General features: G+C 57.4%; 9 protein-coding genes. 4 read left to right on the top strand and 5 right to left on the bottom strand.

Annotated features, from left to right (window positions below; all coding sequences use genetic code 11):
- The 5 genes from E1297_RS09355 to E1297_RS09375 all read right to left on the bottom strand — a co-directional run.
- Positions 1-1967: DNA topoisomerase 3 (locus tag E1297_RS09355; RefSeq protein WP_155137064.1), on the bottom strand; the 1967-nt coding region annotated here is incomplete at its 3' end.
- A 69-nt stretch (positions 1968-2036) separates the two neighbouring features.
- Positions 2037-5822 carry a strawberry notch C-terminal domain-containing protein gene (locus E1297_RS09360; RefSeq protein WP_155137067.1) on the bottom strand — a complete coding sequence of 1262 codons (3786 nt, stop codon included), beginning with the start codon at positions 5820-5822 and terminating at the stop codon, positions 2037-2039.
- A gap of 118 nt (positions 5823-5940) precedes the next feature.
- Positions 5941-7305, bottom strand: coding sequence for a hypothetical protein (locus E1297_RS09365; protein ID WP_155137070.1), 1365 nt, complete (start codon positions 7303-7305; stop codon positions 5941-5943).
- 189 nt (positions 7306-7494) lie between these two features.
- The gene (locus E1297_RS09370; protein ID WP_209015723.1) at positions 7495-8499 is read right to left on the bottom strand and encodes a radical SAM protein; all 1005 of its coding nucleotides are present in this window, start codon (positions 8497-8499) and stop codon (positions 7495-7497) included.
- A gap of 205 nt (positions 8500-8704) precedes the next feature.
- Entirely contained in the window at positions 8705-9736 is a 1032-nt protein-coding gene (locus E1297_RS09375; protein WP_155137076.1) for a hypothetical protein, read from the bottom strand.
- Between the two features lie 158 nt (positions 9737-9894).
- Here E1297_RS09375 and E1297_RS09380 point away from each other — a divergent pair, with 158 nt between their 5' ends.
- From E1297_RS09380 to E1297_RS09395, 4 genes are read left to right on the top strand one after another with little or no spacing between them, the layout of a single operon-like run.
- Positions 9895-11007 (top strand): radical SAM protein, encoded by a 1113-nt coding sequence (locus tag E1297_RS09380; RefSeq protein ID WP_196223256.1) that lies wholly within the window; start codon positions 9895-9897, stop codon positions 11005-11007.
- Position 11008: 1 nt separating this feature from the next.
- Entirely contained in the window at positions 11009-12205 is a 1197-nt protein-coding gene (locus E1297_RS09385; protein ID WP_155137083.1) for a hypothetical protein, read from the top strand.
- Complete coding sequence (locus E1297_RS09390) at positions 12202-13023, top strand: hypothetical protein (RefSeq protein ID WP_155137087.1); 822 nt, start codon at positions 12202-12204, stop codon at positions 13021-13023. The genes E1297_RS09385 and E1297_RS09390 overlap by 4 nt, the downstream gene beginning before the upstream one ends.
- 1 nt (position 13024) lies before the next feature.
- Entirely contained in the window at positions 13025-14308 is a 1284-nt protein-coding gene (locus E1297_RS09395) for a hypothetical protein (RefSeq protein ID WP_155137090.1), read from the top strand.
- Positions 14309-14520: the final 212 nt, after the last annotated feature.

Consider the following 14520-nt stretch of genomic DNA (forward strand, 5'->3'; position numbering starts at 1 on the left):
CCCTTGCCGCACTTCGGACAAGTGTTCCCGGTTCCAGGAAGCAGAGCCTTGGTGTCCGCGCCGCGCACCTTTACGGTGCCCATCTTGCGCCCTTGTTCGACGAACTTGTTTAGCGTATTGATCAAAACGTCGGTGAATTGATCGGCTGATGCCTCGCCCTTGGAGATCTTCGAGAGCTGGGCTTCCCAAATAGAAGTCAGTCCCGGATCAACCACCTGCGCGGGAAGCACGTCGATGACGGACTGACCCACAGTGGTGGACAGGACCTTCTTCGTCTTGCCACCGCCCTTGCGCTGTATGAACTCACGCTCGATCAATTTCTCGATAATGCCCGCGCGGGTCGCACCCGTTCCGATCCCGTCGTTTTCCTTCAAGCGCTTCTTGACCTCGGGGTCGGAAACGAACTTGTGGATGTTCGACATGGCCTCGATGAGCGTACCGTCCGTAAAATGCGCTGGAGGCTTGGTCCGCTTCGAGGTGATGTCGGACCTTTCGACCGAAACCGGATCGCTCTTCTTCATCGTCGGGAGTTTCTGATCCGATTCCTTGTCGCCCTCCTCTTCGTCCGCCTGAGCGCCATACACGACGCGCCAGCCCGCGCTGATGGGATCGCGGCCATTCGCCTTGAAGCGGTGTTCGTCGACGACGACGACGGCGGAGTTGGATTTCCACGTCTGGGCCGGATAGAACTGCGCAATGAACAGCTTCGCGATGAGTTCGAAAACGCTCCGCTCAATGGGAGACATGGCGCGGAGCTTCGAGGACGAGAATTCGCTGGTCGGAATGATGCCGTAGTGATCGGAAAGTTTGCTGTCGTCCCAGGCGGCCGACTTCAGCTTCAGGTCCGCGTTCCCGGCGATTTCCTCGAACCCCGGAGACGAGGCGAGCGCCGACATGATGCCGGAAGCCTCGTCCTTCAGGACGGAGTTCGGAAGATGCTGGGTCTCGGTTCTGGGATACGTCGTGGCCTTGTGCTTCTCGTACAGCTCCTGGGCGACATCCAGCGTCTGCTGAGCCGTCAGTCCGAGCTTCTTGGAACACTCCTGCTGCAATGTCGCGAGGGAATGGGGGAGGGGCGGGGGATTAGACTTGTTCTGAGACTTGAAGGATTCGACCTTACCCCTCTTCCCGGCGATGTCGTCCGCGATCTTCTTCGCGAACACCTTGTCCACCAAGCGACCCTCAAGATCGAAATACTTGTCGTCGGGGTCGATCCTGGATTTATCGTCCGGAATGATCCAGTCTGCCTTGAACTTGCCGTTCTCGTGAATGAAGAACCCGGTCGGCGCGTAATGATCGACGGGCTTGAAGTTGGCGATCTCCCGATCCCGATCCACGACGAGCTTGAGTGTTGGGGTCTGCACCCTTCCAACGGAAAAAAGCATGTCGACCCCGGAATTACGGACGATTTCCGTGTAAAGACGCGTCATATTGAGACCGTGAAGCCAATCGGCCCGCTGGCGAAGCATCGCCGCGATCGAAAGGTTCTTCTTGTCGCTGTTCGGAAACAGCGAGTTCAGAGTCTCGATCAGATCGCGCTCGGCCATCGACGATGCCCAAAAACGCAGAACCCGATCCGAGAACGGATCGACACCCATCTCTTCGAGCACTTCATCGATAAGGAGTTGCCCTTCACGCTCGGCATCGCCCGCGTTAACCAGCTTGTCGGAGCTGCGGATCAGCTCCCTGATGCGATTGAGTTTCCCAATGAAATCCTGCTTCGGCTTGCGCTTCCATTTGTCCGGGACGATCGGGAGGTGGGATATGTCAAACCTCTTGAAGGCGGGATCGTATTCGTGCGGAGCGGCCAGCTCGTAAACATGGCCGCGGACCCATGTCACCGCATCGTCGCCGACGGTGATGCAATGATTGCCCGTCTTGGGCTGAACGCCGAGCATCTTGGCCCGGGCATCGGCAATGGTTTTTGCGAGATTAGGCTTTTCCGCGATGAAGAGGTGCTTATGCAAAGGATTCGACTCCGTATCTTCCCTTGAATCTGAAGCTGTAAGACTGCTTGGTCAAGGATTCAAGTGAATTCAGCGTCCGGGGCCTCGCCCACCGAATCGAGGCTTCGCGGAGACCCTGTCGGAATTATCCCTTCCGGGCGGATCGAAATGGATCGGGAAATCGTTCTTGAGCATCTCGGCTAGGAAGCATTCGATCTGATGTGACTGAATCCTTGCAATCCGAAAATTCCCCTCTCCGCGAAATGCCCCGCAGTGCGTAGCCATCGGACTTTCCTCGTATTTCTTGCCCGCCTTGCCCCGGGGAATGGAGACGATGAAGGTGTTCGATTCACGGAATCCCTGATCTTCCCGTTCGATCACGAGACCCTCCTGGCGATCCATGGTTTTCGTAAAAACCGGACGCCCGGAAAGAAGGACCTGTATTGCCTCCTTCGGCTCGTTTGCCTTTCGAGAGCGGTCGAAGAGCGCGTTTCGGCCGCCGCGCCGCAACAGGACGGAGCGCTCCAGACTTCCGTCCTGTTTCTGGATGGTCACCATGGAACCCGCTTTCACGTCGGACGCGATCATCACCGCCTTCACGAGATTGCCGTCGAGAAACTCCCGGCGCTCCCTAACCTCGCCGGAAGGAGCACGATCAAACGACGAAAGGTTCGGAAGATTCGCGCCTCGCCCGGAGCTGATCAACGAATATCCGCCCCCCTTGAGTACCGTCGCGAGGGAGACCGTTTTCCACCTGCTTTCCCCCGGCACCGCAACGATAACGCTCCAGCACCCCGGAAGATGGACCTCATCCTTTTCGGGAGCCTGAACGTCGACGATGACGCTGCGAACCGGACCGCGCTCAGCCGCCGGAACCATAATCTCGCCGCCGGGCTTCAGGATCTGAACAGCATCCGTCAAGTCAGCAAGCTTGCGATCGGCCGTTTTGACGGCGTTCGGCTTGCGGTCGGCAAGCGCAGACTTCACGGATATGAAACGGCCCGCGAGAGCCGCGTTCAGTACCCGTTGCTTCGCCGATTTGATCGCCTTGTACTGGCCATCGAAATAAGGGCCGGCCGCAGCACCGCTTTCCTCGCCCAGACGACGTCTGGAAGAGATGATCTTTTCCTTGATCATAGAGGCGGATAGCGGTGAGGCGTTGCGAACGCACTCCATAACAACGAGATCGACCGGACGGCCGAATACTTTGCCGTCCTTCGGATCCCCAGGTTCGTAAGGCTCCCGGGAAACTTCCGTCCAGACCCCCTCGACCTGACGGATGCCGCGCGGGCTTTCACCACGTGCCTCCATCGCCTTGACGGCATCGTTGTATTCACGGAGGAGCTGACCGAAGATTTCATCCTGCTCCGCAGACGGTAAAAGACATAGCCGCTGGAGAAGCTTGTTCACGTGATAGAGCTCGGTCGCCGCCTGCTCCTGATCTTCGATCTTCATGGCGATGCACATACGCTGAGCGAGGGAAGGTTTTTCCTCAAGCATGTTCCGCGCGACATCGTTCCCGACGCTGTCAAGAACATCCGGTATCTTCATCGCCGATGCGTTCGCGCTGTTCGCGGAAACGTTCGCGGAAAGCTTCTCAAGCTTGCGGTTCTCCATGGCCATCGTACGCATCTGGAGAGGAAGCCCGGTGCACAACGTTTCGAAAGCTGGGGTGGAGACCTGTCCGCGGCGGTTCACGCGGCCCCAGAACTGGACTCGCTCGACGACGTTGACCGCGATCTGAGCCTCAATCATTCGACGGCGGCGCTTATCAGCAACACGCTCGGATGCATGCAAAGAAAGGCCGGTCGACGCGGCGCGGGTAATAACGACCATATCAAGCCCACCGCCGTTAAATCCGACGATCACGTTGTTCCGGTCAACCAAGGGCATTGGCACATACGCGCCCTTCTGAATTCGCATCTTCCTGGCGGAAATTTCATCAGCGAACCAACGGTTCTTGATTTTTCCCTCTTCAAAGAGTTTCCCGCCGACGGCCTCTACCCGGTCCCTGATATCATCGATCGGAGACAGGGAAAGATCCGGGAATCCGTCGATCAACGCCTCGATATTGCTCGCTTTGGCGACGATAAACTCATCCTCGACCGGGATGCGGTCGGGATCAGAGGCCGGAGTGGTCTTGACCGACATCTGCATGATCCGAGAGAGCAGAAGACGCAAGGCATCCTTGAAAGTCGGCGGACCCGCTTCGACATCGATCTCGCTTTCCTCACTCGGGCCAGTGTCTCCATCAGAGTTCAGCTCCCGCATCAGGGATTCCATCGTCGACTCGATCACGACAACGGGCTTCTCTCCGTTAAGAAGGGAAGACACGCAGCGATCAACACACTGATCGACGCTCAGCGCGGTGGTGAACTGACGGATGATCGCCCCAAGACGGGAGCCGAAATTGGCCGTATACCAGTTCCCCTTGTAATTCGCCTGGTCATCATTCCGGACCTCAATCTCATCCTCCACCAGACGCTGCAAATGAGCCATCCTGGAGAGAATGGGGGCAAGCCTGTCAGCCAAGTCACGGTTTCGATCGATCCTCTCCTCATCGATCACGACATCCAGCGAAATCTCAGAGAGATCGTGCTCTCGGCGAATCAAGACACCGTCTTCGGCGAGATATTGCGACAAAGCCTCGGCGAGCGCATTGCCTCCGCTATCGAACAGATCGGACGCATTCTCACCTCTGAGGGACGGAGGCAAGATGCCGCCATAGGCGAGGAGGTTCCTGGGGGTTCTAGCGAAGGTCGCGGAAGAGTGGGCGACGGCCCAGGCGTTGGAAAGAGCGCGTTGCAGGGCAACGGAGGTGTTCGAGTCACCGGCACCGTTGTGGGTTTCGTCACGAATGACCGCCGCACCCTCCACAACGTTGGAGAGGAAGGAGACCTTGGGAGAGCCCTCGCGGTTGAACTGGCTATAGCTTGCCATCATCAAGCGGGCATCGTCCGGAAGCGAGCCGGATTTAACGATAGCGTTGATGTCCTTTGGTTTTCCGGACTGAAACAGAACGTCACCATCCTTGGACGTGACGTCGATAATCTTGGACCCTGCATTCAGAATGAAGGGCTCACCGAACTCGTCGGAAGCCCCGGTGTCCATGAGATCGCGCCAGAAGTCGGAGAACAGGTTCGCCTTTTCGGTGATGAAGACATCCCTTTTGCCGGCACGGGCAGCCGCCAGCGCGAGCGCCGCCAACACGCGGCCCTTACCAAGTCCCGTCTGGTCGGCGAGAAGGAATTCGCGGCCCTTCAGGAAGGCTGCCCAGCCGAGCGCAACGGCATCAATCTGCTCCGGCGAAAGCGCTTTTTCAAGGGTAAGCATGTCGAAACCAAGGGCATCGGCGACGAAAGCATCGACGGCACCGTGCTCGGAGGCCACGTCCTCGAGCGCTTTTTGCGTGGCCGCAGCCATGTTGACCGGAATCATGGCGATCGGTTTCCCGAGGCGGCTACCGGTTTTGTAAGGCACCTGAAATTCGTTCGGCTTTCGTATATCCTCGAAGAACGTCTCGGAGGCGGCCGAAACGGCCACTTGGGGAGTTTCGGCTTCGACGGTCGGTGGGACCGAACGGTCGGCGGCATCCTTGACAGGAACCGAAACGAATACGTCGTCGCGCCGCATAACCCTCACAGACACGTTGGGAAACAGCTCGCGCACGTCGCCGTACCGAATTGTTCCTCCCGGTCTCAGGAAAATACCGTCATCCGAAGGATGAAATCCGGCCCGGGAGAACGCCTCGACGCGAACCGGGGGAACCGAGAGTTCCGGGACGATGGCGATCGAGCGACCTTCGTCGGAATCGTGGATTTGAAGGACGAATCCCTCTTCGCCCGTGTCCAGCCAACGAAAATCTGCTCCGCCCATGATGCCAAAACTCCCTCTGAATCCTAGATTTCAATAATGATAGATCGCATCGCGGAAAGACACGCAAAAAAAGAACGGCGCCCGAAGGCGCCGTTCAACAACCGAGTCCCAGTGGGACTTACATTCCCTTCGGAGCCATCTCGGCACCGAATTCAAGGCCTTCGCCCGGATCGGTCTCGTCTATAGCCGGCTCGTCTATGGCCGGCTCGTCCCTGGTTGGAGCAGGCTTGTTCTTGTTCTTGTTTTTCATAATCTCGCTACGAGCAGCGGCGCGCTTCTCGAGCAGATCGCGGAAATGGCCCGGGAGTTCCGGAGTTATAACCTCTTCCAGTGGAGAGATCGGACCATATATTTCCGTGCGGAACGTGGACTTGGCGAACCAAGGTGCCTCGGGGTCGCCGTTGACGCGACCGAGAGTGATGAAGCCCGGAGCGAAGCCACGTACAACGCGTAGGTTGCCGTCTTCGTAGCGGGTCTCTTTGCCGAACTCGTCCAGAACCGGACACGGGAATCGAACGGATTCGTCACCGCCGCTCTTCTTCATGGACGGCAGGCTGGACTCGCCCGTCTTGTAGACCTGCGCTGGAATAACTTCCAGGTAGGTGTTCTCTTCGTGCGTGTCGCTGAGAGACTCCACTATGGCCGCATTGTTCTTATCTTTCAGGAACGCGTCGATGCTTTCCTCGACAGACTGGAAGCTTTTCTTCTCGCGATCCCAGATAAGACTGACCCGAGCAGAGTCGGAGTAGAAACCAGACGCATCGTCCATCTCTATGCCGCGCAGGTATACGTGCGGGGTGCCGCGACCGTCGCCGTTGTTCTGGTAGAACTCGCGACCGTTCTCCGGGAACCGCGACGCAACGCCTTCGTTGCTCATGTCGTGGAACATCTGAGTGACCTTCGCCTTGAAGTCGTCCAAGCTGGAAACTCGCTTGGCGTTCTCCTGGTCGAGAGCGACGCGGTATTGAGCGTGAACGCGGCTGCCGTTGTCACGGTCGTAGTACGTTTCCGGATAGACGGTCGTCAGAAACGCCTTGCCGCTCGGCCGACGTTTGGCACTGTCGTTGACACGGCAGACTTCGGCACCGGAGTACGGGTCACGGCTGCCCGAGATCAACCACTTCGCCATGACGGTGTCCGAACGGCTTTCGAGATAGGCGTTCTCGATGATGAGATGGCTTCCTACCTCGACTTTCTTCCATAGTCCCTTGTTCTGGCCCAGCTTCGCAATGCTCGCGGGCGGCTTCTTCGGGTCGAAATGGTCCGGCTTCTTCATCTGAAAGCGGATTTCCGTGACCGGGTTACCCTGGTCGTCGTATTCGGCAGTCTTGCCGAATGCGTCGTGCAGAAGGTAGCCGATCGCGTAGTCCTTTTCGTAGTTCGGATCGCTGCCGTTTTCGGTGTGGATGGAAGCAAGCTCCACAACGGCATTCTGCCGTCCGCCGCCGCCGCTCCGCTTTGTGTTATTACGCCTAAGAGCCATGCCGTTTCCTTCCAGCTACTCGCTTTGATGCTTGGACTTCATTCAGCCTGTACGGAAAAACCTCCTTGAGACGCGGAATGAACAAACCAAGACGCTCTCATGCGGAAGTCCCTTGAACAGGTACCTGCCATGAATGAGGCCCGGGACGGCATTAAACAAACCGCCGGCGAAACGCCGGTAGCAACAGCGTCAATAGAGAGTGCAGGAAGAGCGGGAGCCGGAAACGGATGCAACATCGGGCGATTTATCCAGAAGCCAATCGATGTAACGACGGCCGCCGAAGCAATCATCGCCTTCTCGGTTGTCCTTCCAGAATTCCATGACGCACTTGTCCTGATGCGGACAGGAGAGGCAATCCTCATTACCGTTCCGCAACGCCTGTCGCCGCAGATATTTCCGACGGGCTGGGGAGGCGAGAATATCCGCGAAATCCTGATCGAGAATATTCCCGAACGGGCGCATAAATTCCTTCCACCCCTCCCGATAGTCGGGAAGGACGAAATCACCATTCGGCATGAGAAAGAGGGTCTGCCCCGCGATGTTCGCGAGACCGCCGCGTTCCGCTTGGGAAAGGATAAATCGCATCTGACCGATCTCGGGGGTCGCAAGATCCGACCTGCGGCGTTCGAGCCATCTTTCCGTCAACCCGGTCATAAATTCAGACCACGAGGACATCGTCGGGGCGTAGTCGTCATAACTGCCATTCGAATTCTGGTCGTTCCACATGAACGGCAGCCAGCTCGTCTCCTTCACGCCGAGGTCGGCTAAATAATCAAGGGTCCACGCCGGGCCTTGCTCCAGAAGCTCACGGTTCACCACGGAAATTGTCGAGACGGAGAGACCGTAGTCGACGGCGGCTCTCACCCGACGCTCCCACTTGCGCATGTAGGACCCGCCGCGCATGTCGCCGTCATATGAGGTCTGGAATTCCCCGAGTCCGTATTGATCGAACACAGGGAACCAGTCGTCTCGAACCGACACGAGAGATGTCAAAACTGTGTGCTTGACCTCGTAACCCTTGGCGGGGTCGAAAACGGAATTGATGCGGTCGGCCATGTCCTTAAAGACATCGATGCCCATCGATGTCGGTTCGCCTCCGTACCAGTAACAGACGACAGTGCGCTTTCTGATGTTTCTGCTGTCCCAGTAGGCGTCGATTTTCCTGCATGCCTCCTCAAGAAAATCAGGGGACATGATCGTGCGATCCTGCCTCTCCTCCAGACTCAAGTAGCAATGAGGGCACCTGAGGTGGCAAAAGAGGCTAGGCATCAAGGTGAAGACGAAATAACCGGATTCGATACTTGGTGCGACCATGACTGAGATTTTGATGGCAGGGATTCGAAACGTCAACAATAGATCAAGACGATGGTGTCCAGCCGCTTCGATGTCGGCTTCGACTTCAGGTCGTACTCCCAATCGGCCCAAAGAACCTTCGGGCCCCTCTGGGCTTGTGTAGATTGGAGATGAAAACACCTCCGAAAAGCCATGTCAGATGAGCGGCTAGCATTTGAAGAGAGAGACGACGCCTCTCGAAATCGAGCCGTTCGGCGGGACGATGAACGGAAACGCCGACGCGCGTGCTGCCCCCCTCCGCCACGATGGCGGCCACGAAGAAACGCGCCCTCGCGTCACGACTACTTCCCATTCCGGAAAGAGTGTGAACGGAGCGTTCGAATTTCTTGCCTGCAAAATAGAGCAGGGGGCCAACCAGCTGCTCGTCGACTGGTTCCATTCCGGTTATCTCGGAATCAATATCGGGATCCTCATAACAAAGGACCTGAGAAGACCTGCAAGCATTGAGGAATTCATCGACCGACAATGCGGAGACAAGAACCTTGCGTTCGCCCTGATCAGCGATATCGAGCGACTTGACCGTTTGGTCATGAAAGAACCAGCCCGTGAGGGCGATGGAAACCATGACCAGCGCGGCGGCGACTCGGGAGAAACGGTATCCCGGCAGAAACCGCGCGAACCCGATACTGATCACGAGAAGGGCCAGGATGCCGAGAAAAACCGCCATCATCCCGTACTGAGGGTTCACGAACCCGGTTATCTCGTGACCGAAAATCTCCTTGTAGACCGGATGTTTGAGCAACCAGAGATGAACGCCCCCTATGAACCAGGACGAGGAATACGCGGCTTCGCCCAGCGCAAGAGAGGGAAGCACGGCGCCGTAGGACATGCGGCCGAACGGCAGAGCGTAGAGCGCGAGAAATATCATACCGTTTACGACGGTCTGCGCGGCCCAGACGTAGCCTTCGGCGATGGCGTGCGGATCCCCGGAGGCCCCTGCGGCGATACGTTCGCCCAGCGCGTTGCCGAGCGAAAACACCGAGACGCACGCGGCACAAACGAAGAGGAAGAATGCCGCATGTCTCCGCGTTCGACCGAGGCACAGAAGATGCATTATTCCGGATCGAGAAATCGCCACTCGCCAGTCCTTTCGAAGAGTGAATACGAAAGGCTCCTAAAGGATTCGAGGCGTGTCAACCGATTAGATGATCGATTCCCCCGCGTGGGCGTCATTGAATCCTTGAAAAGGAGAGAGACATGCCCGAGAATAAGTCCCGACGGATTGCGGAGACCGGAATGTCGAAGACTTACCTCTACCAGATCAATGTGACGCGGGACTGCAATCTGCGGTGCACGCACTGCTACATCCATTCGCTCACCAAGAAGATGTCCGGGAAGATGGAGGAAGATTCCGTCATCAAGATCGCAACCGGAATTGCAAAGCACATGGGCGAGATCGGTTACGATCATGCGGAGATACATCTGATCGGCGGCGAACCGACGATGCTTGGTCCCGTGTTCTTCGAGAACGTCATTCCCAAGGTGCGTGAAATCCTCAAGAGCGAGAACTACTCGTACGAACTCTGTCTGGTCTCAAATCTGATGCACCCGGAGATCGTACGAATCGCCAGCCTGTTCGACCGCGTCAATACCTCTTGGGAACCGGTGTCGCGCTTCCCGAAGCCGAAGCTCGAGCAGATGTGGCGCGACAGCATGCAGAAGCTGCGCGAAGCCGGGATCAAGTTCGGGGTCACGACATCCGTCACGAAACCGGTCGTGAACATGGGGGCCGAGAAGATCCTCGAGTACCTCCACGGGCAGGAAGGCATCAAGAACATCCATTTCGGTTTCTTCATCCCATCCGGCGACGGCCTCGAAAATAAAGGCGTGATCTTTCCGGAATTTCACGAGACATCGGCATTTCTCATCGACGCGGCCGAATGGTACCTGAGGCACCGGGAGGACCCGGAACTCTTCGTGAACCCGGCGGAAAGCATGCTCGCCGCCATTCACACGAACACGCCGCTCGACGACATCGTCTGTCCGATTATCGCGGGTTCCATGGATATCGACTGGAACGGAAACGCAGCCACCTGCCTCGAGGCGGGGGGTGCTACCGATGCCAAGTGGTCTGGAAACGTGATCCAAACATCGGTCTCCGAAGTCGCAAACACCCAGAGCTTCCGCCGAGATGTCATCAAGGCAGCTCGTCCGAACCGCGCCTGCATCGGCTGCGACGCGTACGACTTCTGCCGATCCGGTTGCGGTGTTCTGGCGCGGCACTGGGAACCGGGAAAGGACCAGGACTGCCCGGGCTTTAAAGGCTTCATCGACCACATGCGCAGCCGGCATGCCGAGGGTCTCAGGCCGAAATACGAGAGCTACGTCGGCGGCAGCGTGGGGTGTTGATATGAAGAAGGCGGATGAACTCCAGATCCAGATCGACGATGTCTACGCCTGCCGAGGTCTGTGTGCGGGCTGCGTCCTTTCAGCTGTGGAGCGCAAATCCACACACCCGGACATGAGTGAATTCACGTTCGCACGCACGGAGGAGGCGCTTGTCCAATACGCCCACGAGTGCAAGCCGCTCCGGCGCGTCAACGTCACCTACGGCATCGCGGACCACATCCTCATGGGCGTCGACTATCTGGTGAAGATCCATCAGAGCGGAAGCCGCATCGTAACCGCCGGAAACCCGGCCGACATCGAACACAGTGCCGTCTTCTTCACAACGTCGCTCGTCGGGAAGCCCGCCAACGTCATCGCCATGCTCAAGGAAACTCGGGCGCGCATTTCCGGTGAGGTTCCATTCCTGCCGCTCGTGGTTCTGGACGGGAGGCTCATGCAGGCCACGAAATTCGGGCCGATGTTTCGAGAGATGGTACTCGTCGCCAAGGAGCTTTTCGGGAAGGTAGACCTCGCGACCAACCTGTCCGCCGAAGCGGTGACGGCAATGTCGCCCGACGAGCTGATTGAATTCGCTGAGATCAACGGTTTCGACGAAGTCACCGTCAATTGGGCTCCGACGATCGAGAATTCCAAAAGCACGCTCTCCGACATCCCGGTCATTTTCGATTGGCTGGTTCGCTTCGACGCGCTGGCCGTCGAACGCCCCTGGATCGGCACCAGCTTCAGACCCGTCATCGAACGGACGGTGAACTCCGTCATGTGCCGGAGCGACGGTTCCCCGAACCTCATGACCGCTGCGCGTGAGATCCTTCCCGAGACGGTCGCTAAGTCCATCGAGATAGACCATCTCGGCTTCGTTTTGCCGAAACTGGAGGCGATAGGAGATATCACCCATGCCGAGCGACACGGCTTCAACCCGCTTGGACACATCAACGACGGGGCTCTCTCGGACACGATCCGGAAAGCAACCAAGGGCTTCGTTCAATCGGTCATTCGAGAACACGCAAAGGGTGCATGCGTGGAATGCGACCGCACCGCGATCTGCGCCGGAACCGGGTTTCACGTCGCGACGAAAGTCGCCCGGATAACAGGAGCCGGAAGTCCCGAAGAGCACGGATGTCCGCATGTCGCGAAAGCGCTCATCGACCGAATCGCGAGCAGGATGGAAATCGAAGACGCCAAAAGGACTGCGGCATGAACCTGAAGGACGGCATCAAGAACACTCTCGCGAAATTCATCGCCAGAGAGAGCGATGGCCATGAGCACCTTTCTTCCGATTTCGGAATTCATGAAGGTCGCTCTCGGGAAGAGTGGATCCGGCACGAGATCGAGGAGTTCAAGGAACGCCAGGAGCTGATGGCATACTACGGCATCGGAAGGGAGCCTCACGTTACGATCGATGCCGTGGGAAATAGGGGCGATGTCACCTTTTCGATGAAGGGACCAAAGGGTGTTTTCATTTACCAAGACACTTGGCACCTCGGTCCGGATAACCTGTTCGTCGGCAACGGACGGAAATTCGAGATAGTCTCCAAACTGCAATTCGAAAAAGGGAAAGAACCGCAGCGCGGACTTGCGGTCCGGTCTCACGACGGAAGGATCAAGGCAGTCACTCCGGTCGGTCTTGAATTCACGAAATGTGACCTCGAGATTGGCGTGAACGGGGAACGGGACGGTTTCGCGTCGGTGTCCGTTCTCCTCCCGGACGACAACCTGGTTGGTCGCGAAGCCAAATTCAGGATCATGGACGACGCAGGAAATCGCTCGACCGAAATCGTCTGGATGCGCGGCATCGAAGAAACCCAGTTCGAGAATGATCTGTTTCCCATCGTCAACGGGAAGGAGGTCACCATTCCGATGGCTCAATACCCGATCTGGTCCCTCACCGTGATCGACCATGCTGGCGAGACCTCCTATTTCGGACATCCGGAGCCGGGAACGTACTATTTCAAGAACCCCATCAAGTTGGCGTTCATCACGGACGCGATGGACAACGACTGGAAAGTGGAAGTGTGACATGAGGGACCGCACGGATGTCAAATTCATCCTTGAAACCACGACCCGCTGTGGCGGATCGTGCCAGGGTTGTTTTTTGTCCGCGAGGGAACGCACGAGCGGGTCTCTTTGGACCAAGGAGCAATTCGACAAGGTTGGTCCGTTCATTCACGGGTACCTCGAGGAACACCTGAAGACCTCAGACCCCAAGGAGGTCTCAATCAACTTGGGACAGGGGGATCATCTGATCGCCGGGCCGGAGAAACTGACGGAGGTGGTCCACTGGATCCATGAGGTAGGGCACGGCCGTTCGATAGGCTTCATGACCGCCAGCGTGATCGGAAAGCACGAACGCGTCGCGCGGGCCGTCGACGCGGTGCGCGAGACGGCGCTCAAGATCGGACAGCCGATATTCTTTGACCTTGTCATCGACCCGAAGAAAACCGCCGTTGCAAAATTCCAAGAGACATACGCCGCCAACATTCAATACGTCCGGGACGCCTTCGGCGATGTCGATCTCCACATCAACGTCGGCCCGGACACCGTGACAGCGGTCACACCGGAAGCCCTGATCGATTTTCTGACCAGTTCGTCCTTCAGACGCTTTACACTTAACCTCACGCCGACACCCCCTTCGGCAGCAATTTTCGCAATGTCATGGGAAGCCATCACGGAGTGGATATGCAGATTCCTCGAACTCTGGACACCAGAGACGGGTGTCGAGATGAACGTTGGACAGGTATTGAGCTCAGTCATCAAAGGCGCAGACGAGCTAAAGGAAACAGGAGTTGCGCCATTGGCATCCATCATCCAACACGAGGCCTCCAGAACGATTTTTCTAACGTCCGACGGTTGGATCCAGCACGCTCAGGCTGGAGTAGGAGATATCCCATGTTCAGACCGCGTACGCGTACGTCCCAACACCATGGTTCCGGACAATCCATCTTCAGCGCGGAAGAGCGCAGAACGCTCCGCTACCGCATTCTCAAGACAGGTAATTCGGCAATTCAAAACGAACGCCGCCTGCTTGGATTGCGAATTCTCGGCTGTTTGTCCAAGAATCGGTGCGCTGGCGATATCCAACGCGCTGAAGGCCGCCATGCCGAGCGATTGCCCGTCTGGCCTGAAGCCGATCCTGATGACAATCAAGTCCGGAGGCGGAAAGGGCGACATGTCCAGGTACCAATACCGTCGGGATTGGACGAATATTCCGCTTGGTTTCGAAAGAGGCGCGATCCCGAATGGTGTTCCGGTCGCGCGTACCAAGACAGAACTAAACCTTTGTAAAATTTCACTCAACGAATAATAACACAGATCTCTGCGTGCGCAGAGAAGACCTCGAGAAACCGACAGATTCAGCTGACGATGGAGGGATATCTCTGCGCGCGCAGAGGAGAACAACTGCGGTGTCGATCGCCAAGTACATGGCTCGGGAGTATCTCTGCGTGCGCAGAGGAGACGGCGATCGGGCTGCACCTGAGAGCGAGCGGATCGGAATATCTCTGCGTGCGCAGAGGA

Source organism: Roseibium sp. RKSG952 (genome assembly GCF_009711355.1).